Annotated in this window: 19 protein-coding genes and 1 other RNA gene; 10 read left to right on the forward strand and 10 right to left on the reverse strand. The window is 25.4% G+C overall.

What is annotated here, in order from left to right; all coding sequences use genetic code 11:
* The first annotated feature begins 39 nt into the window (after positions 1–39).
* On the forward strand, positions 40–915 hold the full coding sequence (gene nadK, locus AB4W50_RS00695) for an NAD(+) kinase (RefSeq protein WP_367677251.1): 876 nt from the start codon (positions 40–42) through the stop codon (positions 913–915).
* Positions 916–1,021: 106 nt separating this feature from the next.
* Here nadK and ssrA read toward each other — a convergent pair.
* Positions 1,022–1,389, reverse strand: a transfer-messenger RNA (tmRNA) gene (gene ssrA, locus AB4W50_RS00700).
* A gap of 155 nt (positions 1,390–1,544) precedes the next feature.
* Here ssrA and grxD point away from each other — a divergent pair.
* Entirely contained in the window at positions 1,545–1,865 is a 321-nt protein-coding gene (grxD, locus tag AB4W50_RS00705; RefSeq protein WP_367677252.1) for a Grx4 family monothiol glutaredoxin, read from the forward strand.
* Between the two features lie 54 nt (positions 1,866–1,919).
* Here grxD and rnt read toward each other — a convergent pair whose 3' ends face one another.
* Positions 1,920–2,549 carry a ribonuclease T gene (gene rnt, locus AB4W50_RS00710; RefSeq protein WP_367677253.1) on the reverse strand — a complete coding sequence of 210 codons (630 nt, stop codon included), beginning with the start codon at positions 2,547–2,549 and terminating at the stop codon, positions 1,920–1,922.
* Positions 2,550–2,837: 288 nt separating this feature from the next.
* Here rnt and ychF point away from each other — a divergent pair, with 288 nt between their 5' ends.
* Positions 2,838–3,911, forward strand: coding sequence for a redox-regulated ATPase YchF (ychF, locus tag AB4W50_RS00715; protein WP_367677254.1), 1,074 nt, complete (start codon positions 2,838–2,840; stop codon positions 3,909–3,911).
* 52 nt (positions 3,912–3,963) lie between these two features.
* On the opposite strand, the gene thrC is transcribed toward ychF, so the two are convergent.
* Genes thrC through thrA form a run of 3 tightly spaced genes read right to left on the reverse strand, consistent with a single transcriptional unit; the run spans position 3,964 to position 8,654 of the window.
* Positions 3,964–5,250 (reverse strand): threonine synthase, encoded by a 1,287-nt coding sequence (gene thrC / locus AB4W50_RS00720; RefSeq protein ID WP_367677255.1) that lies wholly within the window; start codon positions 5,248–5,250, stop codon positions 3,964–3,966.
* Between the two features lie 6 nt (positions 5,251–5,256).
* Positions 5,257–6,189 (reverse strand): homoserine kinase, encoded by a 933-nt coding sequence (gene thrB / locus AB4W50_RS00725; RefSeq protein ID WP_367677256.1) that lies wholly within the window; start codon positions 6,187–6,189, stop codon positions 5,257–5,259.
* 17 nt (positions 6,190–6,206) lie between these two features.
* Complete coding sequence (gene thrA / locus AB4W50_RS00730) at positions 6,207–8,654, reverse strand: bifunctional aspartate kinase/homoserine dehydrogenase I (RefSeq protein ID WP_367677257.1); 2,448 nt, start codon at positions 8,652–8,654, stop codon at positions 6,207–6,209.
* A gap of 364 nt (positions 8,655–9,018) precedes the next feature.
* On the opposite strand from thrA, the gene truA reads away from it, so the two are divergent.
* The 7 genes from truA (at position 9,019) to lpdA (ending at position 19,148) form a co-directional block, all read left to right on the forward strand.
* Complete coding sequence (gene truA / locus AB4W50_RS00735) at positions 9,019–9,801, forward strand: tRNA pseudouridine(38-40) synthase TruA (protein WP_367677308.1); 783 nt, start codon at positions 9,019–9,021, stop codon at positions 9,799–9,801.
* Between the two features lie 186 nt (positions 9,802–9,987).
* On the forward strand, positions 9,988–10,149 hold the full coding sequence (locus AB4W50_RS00740; protein WP_367677258.1) for a hypothetical protein: 162 nt from the start codon (positions 9,988–9,990) through the stop codon (positions 10,147–10,149).
* Between the two features lie 14 nt (positions 10,150–10,163).
* On the forward strand, positions 10,164–12,479 hold the full coding sequence (secA, locus tag AB4W50_RS00745) for a preprotein translocase subunit SecA (protein WP_367677259.1): 2,316 nt from the start codon (positions 10,164–10,166) through the stop codon (positions 12,477–12,479).
* Positions 12,480–12,554: 75 nt separating this feature from the next.
* Positions 12,555–13,607, forward strand: coding sequence for a GMP reductase (locus AB4W50_RS00750; protein WP_367677260.1), 1,053 nt, complete (start codon positions 12,555–12,557; stop codon positions 13,605–13,607).
* Between the two features lie 138 nt (positions 13,608–13,745).
* Entirely contained in the window at positions 13,746–16,409 is a 2,664-nt protein-coding gene (gene aceE / locus AB4W50_RS00755; protein ID WP_367677261.1) for a pyruvate dehydrogenase (acetyl-transferring), homodimeric type, read from the forward strand.
* A gap of 13 nt (positions 16,410–16,422) precedes the next feature.
* On the forward strand, positions 16,423–17,619 hold the full coding sequence (locus tag AB4W50_RS00760) for a 2-oxo acid dehydrogenase subunit E2 (RefSeq protein ID WP_367677262.1): 1,197 nt from the start codon (positions 16,423–16,425) through the stop codon (positions 17,617–17,619).
* Positions 17,620–17,723: 104 nt separating this feature from the next.
* Complete coding sequence (lpdA, locus tag AB4W50_RS00765) at positions 17,724–19,148, forward strand: dihydrolipoyl dehydrogenase (protein WP_367677263.1); 1,425 nt, start codon at positions 17,724–17,726, stop codon at positions 19,146–19,148.
* Positions 19,149–19,226: 78 nt separating this feature from the next.
* Here the strand turns inward: lpdA and AB4W50_RS00770 are convergent, their stop codons facing one another.
* The 5 genes from AB4W50_RS00770 to rsmH all read right to left on the reverse strand — a co-directional run bounded on the left by AB4W50_RS00770 (position 19,227) and on the right by rsmH (position 23,835).
* Positions 19,227–20,018 (reverse strand): 5'-methylthioadenosine/adenosylhomocysteine nucleosidase, encoded by a 792-nt coding sequence (locus AB4W50_RS00770; RefSeq protein WP_367677264.1) that lies wholly within the window; start codon positions 20,016–20,018, stop codon positions 19,227–19,229.
* Positions 19,975–20,310, reverse strand: a complete 336-nt coding sequence (gene erpA, locus AB4W50_RS00775; protein ID WP_367677265.1) for an iron-sulfur cluster insertion protein ErpA — start codon at positions 20,308–20,310, stop codon at positions 19,975–19,977. Before erpA ends, AB4W50_RS00770 begins: the two co-directional genes overlap by 44 nt.
* A 19-nt stretch (positions 20,311–20,329) precedes the next feature.
* On the reverse strand, positions 20,330–21,487 hold the full coding sequence (gene ftsZ / locus AB4W50_RS00780) for a cell division protein FtsZ (protein WP_367677266.1): 1,158 nt from the start codon (positions 21,485–21,487) through the stop codon (positions 20,330–20,332).
* Positions 21,488–21,523: 36 nt separating this feature from the next.
* Positions 21,524–22,774: a cell division protein FtsA gene (ftsA, locus tag AB4W50_RS00785; RefSeq protein WP_367677267.1), complete on the reverse strand. Its 1,251-nt coding sequence runs from the start codon at positions 22,772–22,774 to the stop codon at positions 21,524–21,526.
* 125 nt (positions 22,775–22,899) lie between these two features.
* Complete coding sequence (gene rsmH, locus AB4W50_RS00790) at positions 22,900–23,835, reverse strand: 16S rRNA (cytosine(1402)-N(4))-methyltransferase RsmH (RefSeq protein WP_367677268.1); 936 nt, start codon at positions 23,833–23,835, stop codon at positions 22,900–22,902.
* Positions 23,836–23,852: the final 17 nt, after the last annotated feature.

The raw sequence follows: 23,852 nt of genomic DNA on the forward strand, positions 1-23,852 counted from the left end.
TAATTAATTTTATTATTTTATTCAAGGAATATGTAAATAATGAAAATACAGTTTCGTTGGATTGCTATTTTAGGCCATCCTCGTAATTTTAAGTATTTTTTAACTCATAAAATTTTATACGATTGGTTAAGGCAACAAGGTTATCATGTTGTTATTGAAAAAAGTATTTCAAAATTTTTAAATTTAAATAATCCTAATGTAGCTACATGTATACAAATTGGAGAAACATGTGATTTAGGTATAGTTATTGGTGGTGACGGTAATATGTTATGTATTTTAAGAAAATTATCTTATTATCCTATAAAAATTATTGGTGTAAATTGTGGTAATTTAGGTTTTTTAACTGATTTAAATCCTAATAATATGATTATTATGTTATCTAAAATTTTGTCAGGTATTTATTTTTTAGAAAAACGTTTTTTATTAGAAGTTGATATATTGAATGCAAAAATAAAAAAAAATAGTGTTGCTGTAAATGAAATTATTTTACATTCAAAAAAGATGTCTTGTATGATTGATTTTGAATTATATATTGATAAAAAATTTGCATTTTATCAACGATCTGATGGTATTATTATTTCTACTCCCACTGGATCTACTGGATATGCATTATCTGCTGGAGGGCCTATTTTATCATTATCATCAAAAGTTATTACTATTGTTCCGATGTTACCTCATACTTTATCAGCTCGTCCAATTGTAATTAATGCGGATAATGTTATTATGTTAAAATTATTTAATTTATCAAAAAAGTTACAAATTACGTGTGATGGTCAAGTTAAATTATCGGTTATTCAAGAAAAAGAAATTTTTATTTATAAAAGTAAATACTTTATTCATTTAATTCATCCTATTAATTATAATTATTTAAATTCGTTACGTAAAAAATTAAATTGGTCAAAAAATTTTTTTTAAATTTTATTATAATGATTATATTAATTCTTTTTTGTATAAAAAATAATTTTAATAATGTTTCGTATATTTATAGTTTATATTATTATTTATCTAAAAATATATTTTTTTGGAGCTGGCGGGATTTGAACCCGCGTCCAAAATATTTATGGCTATAGTACTACATGCTTATTCTTTTTATTTTTTCAGTATTAAAACATAAAAGACAATGTTATTAAATACCTATCTCTATTTATTAATTCATATAAGATACGAGTATATCTTATGCTGGATTTCTTTTTCGTTAAACCTTTTAAATACTTTATTCTTTTAAAAGATTAAAATAAGAATAAAAAAAGGGCTTTATTAGTGTATTAAGCTGCTAAAGCGTATTGTTCGTTTTCTGCATTTATTTTTTTTCGGTTTTTAACGAGGCAACCGAACCTCGGCATGCACTAATAGCTTTTAAAAGTTTTGTCGAATCCAAAAATCAGCCCCTAATCGTATATCTTTTAAGTATATGATATACTATATTACAATCCTTGTAAAATATTTTTTCTTGAATATTATATAAAATATTTTCGTTTATTATATTAATGTAAAAATATTATTTATTTTTTGAGTATAAGTCTTTATAAAACATGGGAGTAAATATGTCTATTTTAAAAGAAATTCAAAAACAAATTCAAGATAATCCGATTTTACTTTATATGAAAGGTACACCGGATGCACCAAGTTGTGGTTATTCTGCTCGTGCATCAGAAGCATTATCATCTTGTGGAATAAGATTTGCTTATGTTAATATTTTAGAAAATGATAGTATTCGTACTACATTACCAAAATATGCTAATTGGCCAACTTTTCCTCAATTATGGGTTCAAGGTGAATTAATTGGTGGATGTGATATTATAACAAAATTATTAGATAGTGGAGAGTTAAATACAATTTTACAACAAGCTCAAAAAAATAAATAATATATTAATAAAATTAGATTAATGTATTTTTCATTAATCTAATTAATAATATATTCATCTTTTTGGAGGCCAACCTCCTAATTTTTTCCATTTATTAATTAGCGTACAGAATAAATTAGCAGTTTGTAAAGTATCATATAATGCTGAATGTGCCTGATGATTATCAAATGATAAACCAATAGCTTGGCATGCTTTTGCTAATACCGTTTGTCCAATTGCTAATCCACTTAATGTTGCTGTATCAAAAGTGACAAATTTATGAAAAGGATTATGTTTAATTTTACATCTTTTTGTTGCTTCCATAAGAAATTTATGGTCAAAATGTGCATTATGTGCAACTAAAATACTTTTGTGACATTTGTTAAATTTCATTTCTTGGTATATAATATCAAATATACAACGTAAAGCTTCTTTTTCATCTACCGCTTGTCTTAAAGGATTGAATGGATCAATTTTATTAAATAAAAGTGATGATGTATCAATTAAAGAACCTAAAAATGGTTTAATATGAAAATGTATTGTTTTTGATTTTTTTAACCATCCATTTTTATCCATAGTTAATGTAATTACTGCTATTTCTAGTAAAGCGTGAATTTTATAGTTAAAACCAGTTGTTTCAATATCTATTACTACAGGGTAAAAATTGCGAAATCTATTATTTAAATTATTACAATTAGTTTTCATTTTTTGGTTATGATTTTTTAGGTTATATTGAAATGCATATGTTTTAAATGTTTTTTATTATTAAAACATGAATTTAGGCATTATATTTCAATATATTAAAATGATTTTAGAATGATGCAACTTAATTTGTGATACCATTAAAAATGGTGATCATACTTTTATGTAATTATTTTTTAATATAATAATGTTTTTAAAAAAATTTTCTGGATATCGTTAGTAATATGTAAAAATACTGTTAAATTATTATTATTGCTATCAGATATATATATTAATATTTTGGAGTATAGCATGGGTTTTAAGTGTGGTATTATTGGATTACCTAATGTGGGTAAATCAACATTATTTAATATTTTAACAAATTCTAAAATTCCAGCAAAAAATTTTCCTTTTTGTACCATTAAACCTAATGTTGGTTTAGCTCCAGTATTTGATTTACGATTAAATAAAATTGCAAATATTGTACATCCAAAACGTATTATTACCACTTTTATGGAATTTGTAGATATTGCAGGATTAGTTAAGGGTGCATCTCAAGGATGTGGTTTAGGTAATCAATTTTTAAGTAATATACATCAGGTGGATTTATTAATTCATGTAGTACGGTGTTTTAATGATAACAATATTGTTCATATGCATGAACATGTTAATCCAATATATGATGTTGATATTATCAATATGGAATTGATTTTATCAGATTTAAATATATGTCAAGTTGAAATTTTGAAATTAAAAAAAAAAAATATATTTGATAAATATAGAATTAAAATTTTAGAACAATGTTTACATTGTTTAAATAGTAATCATTTCTTAAATACATTATTTTTAGGAAAACAAGACTTAAATATCATTGATGATTTACATTTTATTACATTAAAACCAATGATATATATTGCAAATATTTCTAATGATAGTGTTAAAAACGTAGATTTATCTAAATTTTTAAATTTTATTTCTTTAAATAAAAGTGTTTATATTCCAGTACAAATTTTTACAGAATCACAAAATACATACTTGAAATTAAGTAATTTAAATCATGTACATTTTGAAGAAAATAAAGAATCTAAAATAAATAAAATTATTCAAACAGGATATAAACTATTAGGATTACAAACTTTTTTCACAGTTGGAAAAAAAGAAGTACGATCATGGACTATTAATCTTGGTTCAACTAGTGTACAGGCTGCTAGAAAAATACATACAGATTTTGAAAAAGGTTTTATTCGTGCTGAAGTAATTAGTTATATAGATTTTATTAAATTTAAATATCATAATAAAATACGTGAATTTGGTAAAATTCGTTTAGAAGGTAAACATTACGTAGTACAAGATGGAGATATTATAAAATTTTTATTTAAAGTCTAATATTTATTAGAGAAGAAATTTCTAATATTCTTCTCTAAAATTAAATTATTTTTTATGATGTTAAAAAATGTTTTAATTTTTCAAAATTTGGTTTCATATAATGCGATAGTATTGGTAATTTTGATGGTGATTTTAATGTTTCTGATAATGGTATATTAATGTTGAGTATTTTATCGATAATGTTTTTAAATTTTGATGGATGTGCTGTTCCTAAAAATAATCCAAATTCGTCTTCTTTTAGTTGGTTATGAAGTAATTGATATGCAACTGCTGCATGTGGTTCAGATATATATCCGATATTTTGTAATGTTAACAAAGTTTCTGTGGTAACTTTATCGGAAACACTTCCAAATCCTAATGTATTTAATTTCCATCTTTTTCTTGAAAATAATTCTTCAACTCGTGGCCAGTTATTAGGTCTACTAATATCCATTGCATTAGAAATTGTGGAAATACAATCATAAGGTTTCCATTTTCCTGATTGTAAAAATCTTGGAACAGTATCATTAGCATTAGTAGCAGCAATAAATGATTGAATCGGTAAACCCATCGATTTAGCTAATAAACCTGCTGTTAAATTTCCAAAATTTCCACAAGGTACGGCAATAACTAATTTTTTTCTTTGTTTTTTTGGTATTAAAGCATAAGCTTCAAAAAAATAACATATTTGTGCTAATAATCTACTAATATTAATTGAGTTAGCAGAGTTAAGACCAGTTTGATTTCTTAATTGGTGGTCGTTAAAAGCTTGTTTAACTAGTGACTGACATTCATCAAAACTACCATCTACTGCAATAGTGGTAATATTTTTTCCTAATGTACAAAATAGTGCTTCTTGTAGTGTACTAATTTTACCTTTAGGATATAGAATGACTACACGAACATTTGGAGCATTATAAAATGCATGTGCTACAGCTGCTCCAGTATCTCCAGAAGTTGCAGTTAGTATTGTAATAATACTATTTTTTGTATTGAGATGTGATATTATTTGAGCCATAAATCGCGCTCCAAAATCTTTAAATGCTAATGTAGGTCCATGAAATAATTCACAACATGATATATTTTTTGTAACTGGTACAATGTTTGGTCCTGGGAAAGAAAATGCTTGATATACATATTTTTTTAAATTATCAATTGATATTTCTGGTCCGATAAGCATAGATAGTATTTTTACACTACGTGATAGAAAATCCATTTCGATTATTTTATTGATTTCTTTTTCAGGTATAGTTGGTAAATTTACAGGAAAAAATAATCCTTGATTTTTTCCTAATCCCATCTTAACAGCTTGTAAAAAGTTTACTTGTTCACAATAATCTTTCAAATTGTATAATTTCATAAAAATTTAAGCTCCTATGTTTCTTGTTCCTTTAGTATCTAATTTACAAATATGTACGAAACCAGTTTTATTTTGTAAGTAATTTTCTTTTAACCATTTTGATGTATTTTCAGCTACTACATGACTAGTGCAAATTGCAAAAATTGTTGGTCCAGATCCAGATATACCAAAATTAATTGCACCAAGTTTTAATATGGATTTTTTTATTTCTAAAAAATTTGGAATTAATTGCATACGGTATGGTTCTGCAATAATATCTTGCATTAATTGGGTAGCTAAATTTTCTTGTTTAGTATATGATGCATGTATAAAACCTGATAACAGTCGACTATGTTCAATACAAGTTTTTGTTTTATATTCCAAAGGTAATATAGATCGAGCAGATGATGTTGATATTTTAATTCCTGGCCAAGCAACAATCCATATCCAGTTTTTAAAAAAAGGGATTCCTTGACTGATATAATTATTTTCATTAATTATTAATTGTAATCCTCCATAATAACATGGTGCAACATTGTCATAGTGTGGTTCTCCAGATATTTCACCTTCTATTTTACCCATTAAGTAGAGTAATTTTCGTTCATCTAATGGCTTGTTGCAAAATTGATTCATTGCTACTAAAGTAGCAGAAATAGAGCAAGCACTTGATCCAAGTCCAGAACCAATTGGCATATTTTTTTCTAGAGTAATTGATACAGGTATTTTTTTTCCAATAATTTTACAAAAATGCTTCCAACATTTCCAAATGATATTTTTTTTTATATTTTTTGGTAATTGACAAGCAAATTTTCCTGTATTATGAAAATTTAAGGTATTATTACTTGTAATTGTTACACAATCGCCTAATAATTCTCCATTTTCAGGTGAAATAGCTACTCCTAATACGTCGAAACCAACATTAATATTACCAATAGAAGCAGGTGCATAAATTTTTATCATATTGATATTCCTAACTATTATGATAATATTTGTAATAAATCAGAGAAAATTCCAGCAGCTGTGACATTATTTCCTGCACCATAACCTCTTAATACTAATGGCATGGGTTGATAATATTCGCTGTATATTATTAGTGCATTTTCACCATCTCTTACATGATATAATGGATCTAATTTATTTATTTCAGTTAATTTCACTTGACAGGATCCATCTTTTTCAATAGTTCCTATTAGTCTTAGTACCTTATTATTTTCTTTAGATTTTTTTATTTTATTTTCAAAATATGTGTCTAGATCTTTTAATTGTGATAAAAATATTTTTTCATCTTCTAAATGAAGTAACCGTTCTGGTAATATTGGTATAATTTTAATATCATGGAGTTCTAATTTATATCCTGCTTCACGTGCTATAATTAATAATTTTCTAGCAACATCAATGCCTGATAAATCATCTTTTGGATTTGGTTCTGTAAATCCGAGTTTTTTAGCCATGATAGTAGCTTCTGAAATAGATAGCCCTTCTTCTAATTTTCCAAAAATAAATGATAAAGATCCTGATAGTATACCTTTAAAATTAATTAATTTATCACCAGAATCAAATAAATTTTTTAATGTTTTAATAATTGGTAAACCAGCACTAACGTTAGTTTCATATAAAAATTTTTTATTGGTTTTTACTGAAATATTTCTGATATTTTCATATTCTTGCAAACTATTGGTATTAGCTTTTTTATTTGGTGTCACAATGTGAATTTTATTTTTTAAAATATCATAATAATTTTTAGTAATATCTTGGCTAGCAGTACAATCAACAATAACGGGATTAAATATTCGAATATCTTTCGTATATCGTATTAATTTTTGTATACAAAAATTTTCATGATATTCATGAAATTCTTTTTTCCAATGATGTAATTTAATACCATTTAAATGTACCATCATTTTTTTGGAATTAGCAATACCACAAATTTTAAATTTTATTTTTTTATTAATTAATCTATGTTGTTGTTTTTCAATTTGCTGAATTAAAGATGTTCCTACACCTCCAATACCGATGATAAATATTTCTAGAGTCTTTATATTATGAAATATTCTATCATGTATTATATTAATATTTTCTATAATATTTTCATTGTCTGTAGCAATTAAAATAGCATTTTTAGAAAATTGATTGTTTATACACATGATATTTAAATCAGTATGTTTTAAAACTCCTAAAACTTTTCTTTTAGTATAGTTGTTATTTTGTATGTTGGTACCAATAATTGCGATCATTTTTAATTTTTGATTCACATGAACAATTTTTAATATATCATCGTTTAATTCTTGTTTTAATTCTTTATGTAATATGAGTTGTATGTTATTTATTTTTTTATCTATAATATAAAAAAAAATTTTGTTCTCTAAGGGAGCGTTTATTGTTGATAAGATACGAACCTTACGATTTAACAGAATTGAAAATATTTTTCTGGTAATTGGATTAATATATTGCGATTCATTAACTTTAATTATAATTAGTATAATATTATCAATATATGTAATACCTTGAATATTATTAGTGTTTTTCATGGTTTTTGTAGTAATTACTGTACCATGACGTTCTGGAAAAAATGTATTTTTAATAATACATTTAATATTATATTGTGATAATGGAAGAATAGTTTTTGGATGTAGTACCTTTGCTCCAAAAAAAGATAATTCTATTGCATCTTGATACGATATTTCATTTCGTAATTTTGCGTTTGGTACAATACGTGGATCTGCAGTATATATTCCATCTACATCAGTCCATATTTCACATGTATGTGCATTTAAACATGTTGATAATATTGCAGCAGAGTAGTCAGATCCATTTCTTCCTAGAGTAACTAGTTCTTTTTTATAATTACCAGCAATAAATCCCGGCATTAATACGATATGTCGTTTTGGAATTTTTATATTTTGGATTTTATTTTTTGATTCTAGTATTTTTACATTTGCATTAAGATAATTATTATTTGCTGTGATATATTTAACCGGATTTATTGTAAATACAGGATAGTTTTGAGAAATAAATATTTTTTTCATAATTTTTATAGAAAAAATTTCGCCTTGGGATATAATTTCTGCAAAAGTTTTTTCTATTTTTTTATTAGAATAATTAATATTTTTAATTTTGTTTTTTATTTTTTTTATTTTTTTTTTTATATATTCTATTACATCTTGTTCAGGAAAATCGTGGTATTTTTTTTTTATTCCACTAATTAGTGTATGTAAAATTTTTTTTATTTTTTTAAATAGAATATTTGAATCGTTTTTTAATGTTATATTTTTATTTATTTGATCTAAATAGTTAGTTATTTTTGCGGGTGCAGATAATACAATAGCAATGTCTTCATATTGAAATTTTTTTTTAATAATTTTTACTACATCTAAAAATTTTTTTGCATTTGATACAGATGTTCCGCCAAATTTAAGTACTCGCATTGAATTTATGTACCCTTAATGTCATTTATAATGGATTACTATATTGATTATAGTACTTTTATTATAGTAATAATAATTTTAGTATAAAATTTTTGTATTAAACTAGCAATATATTTTATTACAAAAATATGCAATGATTTTTCATTTTAAAAAATATTTTATTGAATCAAAATGAATATAGATGAATTAATCATATATATATTAACATACAATTATTATAATAAAATATATTAATTATTTATATATTATAACTAATCATTTTAAACTGTATTTTAAATATTTATTTTTACTTTTAATGTCTGTAACAACTATTATTTATGTTTTTATTATGTATTTAATAATTTAATTTAGAATTCTTAAGGTTATTATGAATCAAAATATAAAAATGGAAAAATTTGCAGCAGGGTTAGAATATGATGGTAGTGATTATCATGGTTGGCAAATTCAAAAATCAGGTATTTTAAGTATTCAATTGGTGGTAGAAAAAGCTATTTCTATAGTTGCAAATCATAAAGTAGATATTTTCTGTTCAGGTAGAACAGATGCGCATGTACATAGTGTAGGTCAAGTCATACATTTTCAAACATTTTCTGTGCGTGAGAATATATCTTGGCTTTTAGGTATTAATAGTTGTTTACCTAACGGTATTGTTATGCGGTGGATTAAAAAAGTGCCTAATATATTTCACGCCAGATATAGTGCAGTTTCACGTTGTTATCGATATATTATTTATAATAATATTACTCGATCTTCTATATTAAGGAATCGTGTTTATGATGTACATAGAGTATTAAATGTACAGGCTATGTATCATGCTAGTCAATGTATTGTTGGGGAGTATGATTTTAGTTCATTTCGCTCAAAAAAATGTCAAGCATATACACCGTTTCGAAAAATTATTTTCACTCATGTATATCAATTGAATAAATTTATTTTTATTGATATTGAGGCAAATGCATTTTTGCAATATATGGTGAGAAATATTATTGGTTGTTTACTTGAAATTGGTAAAATGAAAAAACATTTTTCATGGATAACATATGTTTTAAATAAGAAAAATCGTTTTTTTTGTGCGCCAACTGCTCATCCTTGTGGATTATATTTATTGCAAGTAAAGTACCCAAAAATTTTTCAATTACCAAAATAACATATTATAAATAATAATTTTATATACGTAAATATTATGCATTTATATTTAATATAATATTATAAAATATATAACGTATTTTGTAATTTTGATTTAAGTAATGCATTATACTGTTTATAAGTTATATTTATTATTTTATAAATTATTTTCATATACAGCGTATTGAATTACAACAAGGAGTATTCTATGTTTTTAAGAATGTTACAGTTTTTATTTAAAAAAAAAAATAACTTTAAATTAATTAAAATAAGACATATTATAGATCATATAAATAGTTTGGAAGGTTATTTTAGCAATTTATCAGATAATCAATTAAAAAAAAAACGCAAATTTTTAAAAATGCTATAAAATCAGGAAAATCTTTGGATAGTTTGTTGCCAGAGGCGTTTGCAACAGTACGAGAATCTAGCAAAAGGGTTTTTAATATGAGACATTTTGATGTGCAATTAATGGGCGGAGTTATTTTACATCAAAATTGTATTGCTGAAATGTGTACTGGAGAAGGTAAAACTTTAACTTCGACTTTAGCTATTTACTTAAATGCTTTAAGTGGAAATGGTGTACATGTAGTTACTATGAATGAATATTTAGCAAATCGTGATGCTGAAAAAAATCAAGTTTTATTTAATTTTTTGGGATTAACAGTCGGTATTACTTTGTCTAATATGTCGATTAAAAAAAAAAAACAATCATATCTTGCTGATATTACTTATGGTACCAATCATGAATTTTGTTTTGATTATTTACGTGATAATATGGTATTTTCTATTGATCAAAAAGTACAAAGGGGTTTATTTTATGTATTAATTGATGAAGTAGATTCAATATTAATTGATGAAGCGCGTACTCCTTTAATTATTTCCGGACCATCTAAAGAAAATTTAGAAATGTATCGTACTATTAATAATTTAGTTTCTCATTTTGTACAGCAAAAAATGGAATCTAAGGATATTATTATAAAAAAAGGAGATTTTTTTATTGATGAAAAAAGTAAACAAATTTTTTTAACTGAATCTGGTTTAAAAAAGGTTGAATTTTTATTATCAAATTGTCAGTTTATGAATAATCGTGCATCACTATATTCAAGCCAGAATTTAGTTTTAATGCAGCATATTATTTCTGCTTTGCGGGCACATTTTGTTTTTTTTCGTGATATAGATTATATTATAAAAGATAAAAAAATAGTTATTATTGATGAACATACTGGTCGAATGATGCCAGATAGAAGATGGTCTGATGGTTTGCATCAAGCAATAGAAGCAAAAGAGAATTTAAATATATTACATGAAAATCATACTTTAGCATCTATTACTTTACAAAATTATTTTAAAATTTATAAAAAAATTTCAGGTATGACAGGTACAGCTTCTACTGAGTCTTTTGAATTTAAAGTTATTTATGGTTTAAATACAATTACGGTACCTACTAATTATCCGATGATTCGTAAAGACTTATCTGATTTAATATATGTTACTGAACAGGATAAAATGCAAGCTATTATACAGGATATTCAACAATGTGTTTTAAAAAAACAACCTGTTTTAGTTGGGACAACTTCAATCAAAAAATCTGAAATTATTTCCGAAAAATTAATGAAATTAGGTATTAAACACAATGTTTTAAATGCTAAATCTTATACAAAAGAAGCGTCTATTATATCGGAAGCAGGTAAGTTACATGCTGTAACAATTTCTACAAATATGGCTGGCAGAGGTACAGATATTGTTTTGGGTGGAATGATAAAAATGAATAACAAAAATCATTTTTCATCGTATAATCAAAAAAAAAAATTAGAATGGTCTAAAGAACATAATTGTGTAGTATCACTAGGTGGTTTACATGTTATTGGAACGGAACGGCATGAATCACGTAGAATTGATAATCAATTACGAGGTAGAACAGGAAGGCAAGGTGCTCCAGGTTCTTCGAGATTTTATTTATCTTTAGAGGATTCTTTAATACGTATTTTTATACCAGAATCTATAAAAAAATTTATTTTAAAATTTAATATAAAATCTGGAGAACCTATAGAACATCGTTGGATTATGAATGCTATTACGTACGCGCAAAAAAAAATAGAAAATTATAATTTTACAATTAGGAAAGAATTATTAGAATATGATGATATTTTAAATAAACATAGAAATATTTTTTATTTTATCAGAGATGATATTTTAAATATGAAAAATATTAAATATATTGTACAAAATAATTTACTGTATGTAATTCGTGGTATGCTTAATATGCATTGTTCAAATGATATTCCTGTTGTTGAATGGAATGTTACAATTTTGAGTACGGTTTTTGAACATGATTTTAATTTATTTTTTCCATTTAAAAAATGGATTAAAAATAATTATAGAATTTCTAATATTTTTTTTTTACATAAAATTTATAAAAAGATACAAAACCAATATCGTAAGGTAGAAAATATAATGGGATATAATAACGTACGTATCATGGAAAAAAATATTATATTAAATATTTTAGATTTTTTTTGGAAAGAGCATTTATCATTTATGGAATATTTACGTCATGGAATACATTTAAGGGGTTATGCACAAAAAAATCCTAAACAAGAATATATTAAAGAATCATTTTTTGTGTTTGAAAAAATGTTAAATACATTAAAATATGAAATTAGTTCAAATATAATTAAGAAGATATTTAATCTATAGTTTTTCATATTTTTTATTTATTATAAATATCATTTATATCCAACCATTTTAATATTATATTATTGGAATATATTTATGCGGATTGAAGAAAGTATTAAACTAGGTTTTAAAGATGTTTTAATTATACCAAAAAGATCAACATTGAAAAGTCGTTCAGAAGTGAATTTAAATAGAAAGATATATTTTAAATACTCTAATATGATTAGTTCTGGTATTCCTATTATTGCATCAAATATGGATACTGTAGGTACATTTAATATGGCTATAAAATTATCTTCTTTGCATATTTTAACGGCTATACATAAATATTATAATATTCAAGAATGGAAAAGTTTCATTACCCATTTACCACATAATATGTTTGATTATATTATGGTTTCAACTGGTATTTCGGATGCAGATTATATTAAATTAAAAGAAATTTTTTCTTTATCACCTTTATTAAAATATATTTGTATTGATATAGCAAATGGATATTCTGATCATTTAATACATTTTGTAACAAAAATACGTACTAATTTTCCAAATAAAATTATTTGTGCTGGTAATGTGGTAACAGGTGAAATGGTTGAGGCGCTTTTACTTGCTGGAGCTGATATTGTTAAGGTTGGTATTGGTCCAGGTTCGGTTTGTACAACACGTACTAAAACTGGTGTTGGTTACCCTCAACTATCTGCTATTATTGAATGTGCAGATGCTGCGCATGGTTTACAAGGCCATATTATTAGTGATGGTGGGTGTGTTAATTCTGGTGATATTGCTAAAGCATTTGGAGCAGGTTCTGATTTTGTTATGTTGGGAGGGATATTTGCTGGTCATAATGAATGTGAAGGTAAAATTATTAAAGAGAATAATAAAAAATTTATGATTTTTTATGGTATGAGTTCAACAAATGCTATGCAATTACATATAGGTGAAGTTGCTGGTTATAAAACTGATGAAGGTAAATCAGTAAAATTATTATTAAAAGGTCCAGTACAAAATACAGTATTTGATATATTAGGTGGTTTAAGATCGTCTTGTACGTATGTAGGGGCTAGAGAAATTAAAGAATTAAATAAACGAACTACATTTATTAGAGTATTAGAACAGGAAAATACGATTTTTAATGATGATACATTGTTTTAATATTCATATTTAACGTATTTAATATATATAATAATATATTTATATTTTTAAATAAATTATATAGTTTTTTATTATTTAAAATTATTACTAGTATATTAAATAAAACATTCATTTTAAATAAATAAAGGAATATTCAGAATGTCAAATGATTCTCAGTATGATATTGATCCTATTGAAACTATTGAATGGACGGATTCTATTGAGTCAATTATTTTAAAAGATGGTATACATCGTGCAAAATTTATACTACAAAAATTGATAAATCAACTTAATACATATAGCATGTCTAGTACAAGAAAAAATTTTTTTACAGATTATATCAATACTATACCTGTTTGTCACGAGAAGAAATATCCAGGTAATTTAGATATAGAAAAAAGAATTCGTTCAGTTATACGATGGAATGCGATTGTTATGGTTTTACGTGCTTCTAATAAAAATTTAGAACTTGGTGGGCATTTATCATCATTTCAATCATCTGCAACAATTTATGAAGTTTGTTTTAATCATTTTTTTCGTGCTTCGAATAAAAATTGTGATGGGGATTTAATATATTTTCAAGGACATATTGCACCAGGTATTTATTCACGCGCTTTTTTAGAAGGTCGGTTAAGTAAAAAGCAAATCAATAATTTTAGGCAAGAAGTATTAGGTAATGGTTTATCTTCTTATCCACATCCAAAATTAATGCCTAAATTTTGGCAATTTCCGACTGTTTCTATGGGTTTAAGTCCTATTGCTTCAATTTACCAAGCAAAATTCTTAAAATATTTAGAAAATAGAAATTTAAAAAATACACAAAATAGAACAGTATATGCTTTTTTAGGTGATGGAGAAATGGATGAACCTGAATCTAAAGGGGCAATTACTGTTGCTGCTAGAGAAAAACTAAATAATTTAATTTATGTTATAAATTGTAATTTACAGCGTTTAGATGGTCCTGTTATAGGTAATGGAAAAATTATTAGTGAATTAGAAAGTTTATTTTATGGTGCAGGATGGAAAATTATTAAAGTAATTTGGGGTGATCGATGGGATATTTTATTAAAAAAAGATTTAAATGGTAAATTAATACAATTAATGAATGAAACTTTAGATGGCGATTATCAAACTTTTAAATCGAAAGATGGAGCATATATTAGAAAAAATTTTTTTGGAAAATACCCGGAGACACTGGAATTGGTAAAAGATATGACTGACGAAGAAATTTGGTTATTAAATAGGGGTGGACATGATCCGAAAAAAATATTTTCTGCTTTTTATAAAGCTAAACAATCAAAAACTAGACCTGTAGTTATTTTAATTCATACAGTAAAAGGATATGGTATGGGTCGTTTAGCAGAAGGTAAAAATGTTGCGCATCAAATTAAAAAAATGAATATTTGTGATTTAAAATATTTTTGCCAACGTTTTAATTTACCTATTTTAGAAAAAAATATTCCCGATTTGCCATATGTAACTTTTGATAAAAATTCTATAGAATATAAATATTTACATAAAAGAAGAAAAATTTTGGGTGGTTATATTCCTACTAGAATAGCCCGATTTACAGAAAAATTAAATTTACCAACTTTAGATAATTTTAAATCAGTACTTGTATCGCAAAAACGTAAACTGTCTACCACTATGATTTTTGTACGTATATTAAATATATTATTAGATTTTCCGAATTTAAAAGAACGTATTGTACCTATAATTGCTGATGAAGCTCGTACATTTGGTATGGAGGGTTTATTTAGGAAAATTGGTATTTATAATTTTGATGGTCAAAAATACACGCCACAAGATAAAAACCAATTAGCATATTATAAAGAAAATAAAAGTGGTCAAATATTACAAGAAGGTATTAATGAGCTAGGTGCTGCATCTTCCTGGTTAGCTGCTTCAACTTCATATAGTAACAATAATTTTCCAATGATTCCATTTTATATTTATTATTCAATGTTTGGATTTCAACGTATTGGAGATTTGTGTTGGGCAGCTGGTGATCAACAAGCAAGAGGTTTTTTGATTGGTGCTACTTCTGGTAGGACCACATTAAATGGTGAAGGATTACAACATGAAGATGGACATAGTCATATTCATTTTCTTACTGTACCGAATTGTATTTCTTATGATCCATCTTACTCATATGAACTTGCGGTTATTATACAAGATGGGTTAGAACGAATGTATGGATCTGCACAAGAAAATATATATTATTATATTACTACAATGAATGAAAATTATTTTATGCCTGAAATGCCTCAAAATGTTGAAGAGGGTATTAAAAAAGGAATTTATAAATTACGTTCATTGAATAATCAAAAACAAAAAGTACAATTAATGGGTTCAGGAGCAATTTTAAAAAATATAATACAAGCAGCAGATATTTTATACAATGATTATCAGATTGGATCTGATATTTATAGTGTTACATCTTTTACGGAATTAGCTAGAGATGGGCAAGATTGTGAAAGATGGAATATGTTACATCCCAATGAAAAACCTAAAATTCCTTATATTACTCAAATTATGAATTCATCTCCAGCAGTAGCAGCTACTGATTATATGAAATTATTTGCTGATCAGGTTCGAAATTATGTTCCAGCTAAGACATATCGAGTATTAGGTACAGATGGATTTGGTCGTTCAGATAGTCGTAAAAATTTACGTTATTATTTTGAAATTAGTGCACATTATATTGTTGTTGCAGCATTAACAGAATTATCTAACTGTTTATTTATAGATAAGAAAGTTGTTGGAGATGCAATACTAAAATTTAATATTAATACCAAAAAGATTAATCCACGTTTAGCATAAGAGGTTCAATCCAGTGGATATTGTAATAAAAATTCCAGATATTGGTATAGATCAAGCTGAAGTAATTGATATTTTAGTTCATGTCAATGATATTGTTGAAAAAGAACAGAGTGTAATCGTTATAGAAGGAGAAAAAGCTTCTATGGAGATTCCTTCAACGCATTGTGGTAAAGTTAAAGAAATTAAAGTGAAAGTAACAGATATTGTACGTCAAGATTGTGTTATTATGATTCTAGAACCTGTAGAAGATGTTTTAATACCTTTAGATCATGTAAAAGAAAATATAAAAATTATAGAAAATCGTGTTTTTATAATACATGCTTCACCTTTAATTCGGAGGTTAGCACGTTCTTTAAACATAAATCTAAAAAAAATTATTGGAAGTGGTAGAAAAAATAGAATTATGAAACATGATTTAGATAATTATTTAATTAATGTAAATTCACATACCAATAATAGAATATTATCCATTAAAAATCAAGAACATACATGTAATTTTGATTTTAGTCGTTTTGGTGAAGTAGAAGAAGTAAAATGCAGTAAAATTAAAAAATTATCAGGCGATTTATTATCTAAAAATTGGTCCAAGATACCTCATGTTACGCAATTTGATGAAGTTGATATTACAGATTTAGAAGCATTTCGTATCAAATATAATAATAAAATACAAAATAAATCAAAAAAATTCACGCTATTAACGTTTATTGTAAAAGCTATTACTAAAGGATTAGAGAAATTTCCATATTTAAATAGTACAATATCGAATAATGGTGAAATAATATTTTTAAAAAAATATATTAATATTGGTATAGCAGTAAATACTAGTAATGGATTACTTGTTCCAGTGATAAAAAATGTTCAAAATAAAAGTTTGTCTCATATTGCATATGAGATATATCAAAAATCAAATAGTGCTCGTTTAGGAAAAATAAAAATATCTGATTTACAAGGTGGTTGTTTTACTATTTCTAGTTTGGGTGGTATTGGTGGTACTGCATTTTCTCCAATTATTAATGCTTCTGAAGCAGCGATTTTAGGAGTTTCAAAATTTTGTTATAAACCAATATGGAATGGTACTGCATTTATTCCAAAATTAATTTTGCCATTATCATTATCTTATGATCATCGTATTATAGATGGGGTTGAAGGTGCAAAATTTATTTCTTATATAAATGAATTATTGGTTGATATTAGATTATTATTAGTATAGATAATGTTATAGTAAATGTATATGTAGTTTCATAATCATAATAATTATAAGACAAATATTTATTATTATAATATATTATATATATTTTATTGTTAAGGGTAAATATGATTCGTGAGATTCACGTACAAGTTTTAGTTCTTGGATCCGGTCCTGCAGGATATACAGCAGCATTTCGGAGTGCTGATTTAGGATTAAATACGGTTTTACTAGAAAAATATAATGAATTAGGTGGAGTATGTTTAAATGTTGGTTGTATTCCTTCAAAATTTTTGTTACATATTGCAAAGGTTATTAAAGAATCACAGGAAATATCTAAACACGGTGTTTGTTTTGAGAAACCAAAGATTGATTTTAATATAATACGAGAACGTAAAAAAAAAATTATCACTACTTTATCTACTGGATTAAAACACATGGCTAAAGGTAGAATGATAAATGTATTATATGGATTAGGTAGTTTTATTAATAAAAATACAGTTTTAGTTACTAATAAAAAAGAAAAAGTTCATGTACATTTTGATAATGTTATTATTGCTACTGGATCTACATCTATAACATTACCAAACATACCATATGATAATACCTGTGTTTGGGATTCAACTCGTGCATTATCTTTAAAAACTATTCCAAAAAAATTGTTAATTATTGGATCAGGAATTATTGGTTTGGAAATGGCTACATTTTATAGTTCTATTGGAACTGAAGTTGATGTTATTGATCGGTGTGATCAAATTTTACCTTTTTTAGATAGAGATATTGTCAAAATTTTTTCTAGAGCAGTAAAAAAAGATTTTAATATTTTATTGGAAACTAATGTTAATCATGTTACTTTACAAGATAACAAAGTTTTGGTTACTTTATGTAATAAATTGAGTAAAGATGCAGTACTGTATGATGCACTTTTAGTTGCTGTTGGTAGAAATCCTAATATAAAAACTTTACTTTTAGAGAATATTGGTTTAGAACTTGATGCAAACAATTTTATTAAAATAGATGATCAATTTCGTACAAATATTTCTAATGTGTATGCAATAGGGGATGTTACTGGACAGCCTATGTTAGCACATAAAGCAATACATCAAGGTCATATTGTTGCAGAGATAATTGCTGGTTATAAACATTATTTTAATCCAATAGCAATTCCTGCTGTTGCTTATACTGATCCCGAGATTGCTTGGACTGGTATACAGGAAAAAGAAGCAATACAACGAAATATTAATTTTGAAACTGCAGTATTTCCATGGAATGTTTCTGGTCGTGCAATCGTTTCAAATTGTGAATATGGTATGACAAAATTAATTATTAATAAAAATAATCGTCAAATTATTGGTGGTGCTATTGTTGGTAGACAGGCAGGTGAATTATTATCTGAAATCACATTAGCTATAGAAATGGGTTGTGATATAGAAGATATTGCATTAACTATTCATGCTCATCCTACATTATCTGAATCTGTAGGATTAGCAGCACAAATTTTACAAGGAACGATTACTGATTTGATCAATATTAAATCTAAATTAAAAAAATAATGTTTTTTATATTATTTAAGATCATTTGTATCATAAAGAATTATTTGTTTTATTATTCAAATAATTCTTTATAATATTTTATAAATTTTTATTTATATTCCCGATTTTGTATAATTTTTTTATTATGTTGATATAATCTTCAATAATTTTGTACGATTGTATAGAGATATTTTGTATACTTTTTTTAAATATCAATGGTGCTTTTTTGTTCGTGTCATCAGAAATAATTTTGATAATTAATACTGGTTTATTATATTGAAAACATATTTGACTGATAGCAGCAGATTCCATATCTGATGCTATAGCATCAGGAAAATTCTTTGTAATTTTATTTATATCTTGACTTTTATGAATAAATATGTCACCACTTATAATTAATCCTTCCCAGAAGGTGATTTTGTATTTATATAATATTTTTTTAATTTGTTTTCTTAAAAAAATATTTGTATTAAATTTTTGAGGAAATCCTGGTATCTGTCCTATTTTATATTGAAAACTTGTTAAATTTACATCATGGTAAGATATATTTTTTCCAATAATAAAATTAGAAATATTAATATATGGTTTTAATGCTCCGCTAGATCCTATATTGATAATTATATGAACTTTATATGTATGAATTAAAATAGTACATGCAATGCTACTAGAAACTTTACCTATACCTGATTTGATAAGAATAATTTTATTAGAATTGGAGATATAGATATTAATTCCATAAGTTTCATTTTGTATTTTTTTAAATTTTTTAACATTATAATAATATGCTCGTATTTCTTCTTCCATTGCATATATAATTCCAATTTTCATATGTTTTTTAATATAAAAGTTATACACTAAATGATGCACCACAACTGCATGTTGTTTTTGCATGTGGATTAGAGACTATAAATTTAGACCCTGATAAATTTTCTTGATAATCGATGATTCCTCCATGGAGATACTGTAAACTAATTGCATCAATAACAATAGTAAATTTTTTTTTTATAACGATATCATTAGTATTAACATTTCGATCCACTTTAAATTGATACTGAAAACCATTACATCCTCCACCAATAATATAAATTCGAAATTTTAAATCAATATTATTGTTAATTAATTTTTCAATTTTATTTTTTGCTGGAGTAGTGAATTTTAATTTTAATTTTGATTGATTTAGCATATTATTTATTGTGTAAAATTTATTTTTTTCTTAAAAAAGATGGAATATCTAAATAATTTGATTCTATTTTATTGTTTTTTTTTATTGTAATATTTTTTCGATGTATATTTTTCTGATATGTTTTTTTAATTGCTGAATTAAAATTTGGATAATGAAAATCTGTAGATATTTTTTCTTGGTGATTATTATTTTTATTTAATTGTATATTGTTTTTTATTTTTTGTTCTGTACCAATACCTGTTGCAACAACAGTAACACGTAAAGTATCGTTCATTTCTTGGTCTAATGATGTTCCTATAACAACCGTTGCATTATCTGATGAGAATGCTCGTATAGTATTTCCAACAGTCTCAAATTCATCTAGTCTTAAATCTATTCCTGCGGTAATATTTACTAATACTCCTTGCGCTCCTGATAAATCAATATCTTCTAATAATGGACTAGAGATAGCAATTTCTGCTGCTTCTTCTGCACGATTATCGCCAGACGATAAACCAGTACCCATCATTGCATATCCCATTTCGGACATTACTGTTCTAACATCTGCAAAATCAACATTCATTAACCCTGGTTTTGTAATTAATTCAGCAATACCTTGTACAGCACCTCGAAGAACATTATTTGCTGCACTAAATGCATCTAAAAGAGAAATACCTCTATTTAATACTTTTAATAATTTATCATTCGGTATAATTATTAGAGAATCGACGTATTTCGACAGTTCTAAGATGCCTTCATCAGCAAAGATCATTCGTTTTTTTCCTTCAAAAGTAAAGGGTTTAGTAATTACAGCTACTGTTAAAATACCCATTTCTTTTGCAATACAAGCAACAACGGGTGCAGCTCCGGTACCTGTTCCTCCTCCCATTCCAGCAGCTATAAATATCATATCTGCTCCTTCTAATGCTGCATTTATTGATTCACGATCTTCTTCTGCAGCATGTTTTCCAATTGCAGGATTTGCTCCTGCTCCTAATCCCTTGGTAATATTACTTCCAATTTGTATAGTTTGTTCAACTTCAATTTTTTTTAATGCTTGTGCATCAGTATTAATTGCAAAAAATTCTACTCCTGCTATTTTTTCTCGTACCATATGTTCAACAGCATTTCCTCCACCTCCTCCAATACCTAATACTTTAATTATTGCTTCATTACTTAATGCAATTGTATCAAACATGGTGTATTCCTAGTAATAATGTTAAAATTATTTTATTTATATTATTTTTTTAATCCAACTATGTAAATAATAAAACCATTTTTTTAATTTGTTTGTTTTATTAAATTGTTTTTTTTTTTGATTATATATTTTTGCACCGTATTTTACAAGCCCGATTACTGTTGCATAACTTGGTTGAATTATTTTATCACTGTACGTTTTAATCTTTATTGGTATACCAATACGTACTTGTATATTAAATATTTTTTCTGCTAGTAATTTTAATGATGATGCTTGTGCTCCACCTCCAGTTAATACAATTCCTGCTCCTAATTTATATGGTTTTCCTGAATTATATAATTTATTTTGTATTTTCATCAGCACTGTATGAATCATATTGAATAATTCTGTATATCGAGATTCGATGACTTGAATTAGAATATCTTTTTTCATATTTTTCGTTTGAATGCCGTATAGATTTGCTATTTCAATTAATTCTGATGCCGTTAGTGAAGATAGTATTGTTGATCCGTATTTTTTTTTAATAATTTCTGCATTTTTATAAGATGTATTAAAAACATATGCTATATCGTTAGTAACAGTATTTCCTGCATATGGTAAGACATAGCTATATTCAATATATCCGTTAATATATATTATAAGATCAATACTTCCTCCACCGATATCAACCATACAAACACCAGATTGTTTTTCCGAAAACGTTAATACTGCTTGACTTGATGCAATTCCAGAAAAAATAACTTTTTCTACGTGCATGTTACAAGATTCGATAGCTTTGACTAAGTTTTTTTTAAAAATATTTTTATAAGTTATTAAATGTACGTTTGCTTGCATTCGAAAGCCTGAAAGACCAACTGGATTTTTTATACCATACGTTTGATCGATCGTATATTCTTTTGGGATAACATGTAGTATCTTATAATCTTGTTTTAGTTTAATAGATTGTGCTGTATATATTGCATATTTTATATCTTGATCTGTGATTTCTTTGTTAGCAATAGGTACAATTCCAATTTCGTTTTTACAGTGAATATATTGATTGGATAGAGATACATATATAGATGAAATACGATATTCGGCCATAGTTTCGGCCTCGTATATGGCTTTTTTAATACAAGATATTAAAGATTGTAAATTATTAATATTACCTTTATCTATTCCTTTAGAAGGGTATTGTCCTATTCCGATGATATTCACTATTTTATTAATTAAAATTTCTCCTATTAAAACAACGACTTTGGTCGTTCCAACTTCTATTCCTGCGATTACCTGTTTGTTTTTTTTCATTATAATACATTTAACCTATTGATTTTTATCAATAAAAAAAGTTGTATATTTCATAGCGAGAATATTTTTAGTTTTTTATATTAAAAATTTTTTTATTATCATATTAAATTAACAATTCATGTATTTTATTTTTCTTGAAATTCTGCTGTTCTTAAAATAGCACTTCTTGATTTAAAATTATTTTTTATTTCTTCAATACTTGGGAAAATTCTATTAATTTTTTTTAATTTTATTTGACTCATATTATGAATTTGGTTTTCATTAATTGGTAGATTAAATGGAATATTTGGTTTTTTACTATATTTATTGATAAATTGTTTTACAATTCGATCTTCTAATGAATGAAAACTAATTACTGATATGCGTCCATGATTATTTAAAAAATTTAATGTTTTTTTCAAAAAGGTTTGTAATTCTTGTAATTCTTGATTAATAAAAATTCGGATTGCTTGAAAACTTTTTGTTGCTGGGTGTTTATTTTTTTTTTTTGGTACGATTGATTTAATAAGATTTGATAATTCATATGTTGTAGAAATGGGTTGTGTTTTTCTAGTTATTATAATTTTATTTGTAATTTTTTTTGCAAATTTTTCTTCCCCAAATGATTTCAGTACATAATAAATATTTTTTGCATTACTAGTATTAATCCATTTAGTAGCTGATATTCCTTGTTTTGGATTCATTCGCATATCTAGTGGGCTATTTATATTAAAAGAAAACCCTCGTGTATTAGACATAAGTTGCATTGATGACATTCCTAGATCTAATATTATTCCATCAAGTTTTTTGTATAGATGGTATTTCTTTAATAAAATATCTATATTAGAGAAATTGCCATGTATTATACAGAATCTATGATCAAATATCTTATTTGCTATTTTAACAGCGTATGGGTCTTTATCAATTGCATATAATCTACCATTTTTTCCTATTTGTTCTAATATTTTTTTAGAATGGCCTCCAGATCCAAAGGTGCCATCAAGATATATTCCATTTTTTTTTATTTTCAGGGATTTTATAGTTTCGTTTAATAAAACTGGTGTATGTAATTTTATATTCATAATAACGTGTTTTAATA

The organism is Buchnera aphidicola (Takecallis arundicolens) (assembly GCF_964058945.1).
Lineage (GTDB): Bacteria > Pseudomonadota > Gammaproteobacteria > Enterobacterales > Enterobacteriaceae > Buchnera_L > Buchnera_L aphidicola_AH.

Excerpts from the sequence above, each read along its gene's own strand:
- nadK (WP_367677251.1), top strand. The coding sequence starts at position 40 with ATGAAAATACAGTTTCGTTGGATTGCTATTTTAGGCCATCCTCGTAAT.
- grxD (WP_367677252.1), top strand. The coding sequence starts at position 1,545 with ATGTCTATTTTAAAAGAAATTCAAAAACAAATTCAAGATAATCCGATT.
- rnt (WP_367677253.1), bottom strand. The coding sequence starts at position 2,549 with ATGAAAACTAATTGTAATAATTTAAATAATAGATTTCGCAATTTTTAC.
- ychF (WP_367677254.1), top strand. The coding sequence starts at position 2,838 with ATGGGTTTTAAGTGTGGTATTATTGGATTACCTAATGTGGGTAAATCA.
- thrC (WP_367677255.1), bottom strand. The coding sequence starts at position 5,250 with ATGAAATTATACAATTTGAAAGATTATTGTGAACAAGTAAACTTTTTA.
- thrB (WP_367677256.1), bottom strand. The coding sequence starts at position 6,189 with ATGATAAAAATTTATGCACCTGCTTCTATTGGTAATATTAATGTTGGT.
- thrA (WP_367677257.1), bottom strand. The coding sequence starts at position 8,654 with ATGCGAGTACTTAAATTTGGCGGAACATCTGTATCAAATGCAAAAAAA.
- AB4W50_RS00740 (WP_367677258.1), top strand. The coding sequence starts at position 9,988 with ATGTTTTTAAGAATGTTACAGTTTTTATTTAAAAAAAAAAATAACTTT.
- AB4W50_RS00750 (WP_367677260.1), top strand. The coding sequence starts at position 12,555 with ATGCGGATTGAAGAAAGTATTAAACTAGGTTTTAAAGATGTTTTAATT.
- aceE (WP_367677261.1), top strand. The coding sequence starts at position 13,746 with ATGTCAAATGATTCTCAGTATGATATTGATCCTATTGAAACTATTGAA.
- lpdA (WP_367677263.1), top strand. The coding sequence starts at position 17,724 with ATGATTCGTGAGATTCACGTACAAGTTTTAGTTCTTGGATCCGGTCCT.
- AB4W50_RS00770 (WP_367677264.1), bottom strand. The coding sequence starts at position 20,018 with ATGCAAAAACAACATGCAGTTGTGGTGCATCATTTAGTGTATAACTTT.
- erpA (WP_367677265.1), bottom strand. The coding sequence starts at position 20,310 with ATGCTAAATCAATCAAAATTAAAATTAAAATTCACTACTCCAGCAAAA.
- ftsZ (WP_367677266.1), bottom strand. The coding sequence starts at position 21,487 with ATGTTTGATACAATTGCATTAAGTAATGAAGCAATAATTAAAGTATTA.
- ftsA (WP_367677267.1), bottom strand. The coding sequence starts at position 22,774 with ATGAAAAAAAACAAACAGGTAATCGCAGGAATAGAAGTTGGAACGACC.
- rsmH (WP_367677268.1), bottom strand. The coding sequence starts at position 23,835 with ATGAATATAAAATTACATACACCAGTTTTATTAAACGAAACTATAAAA.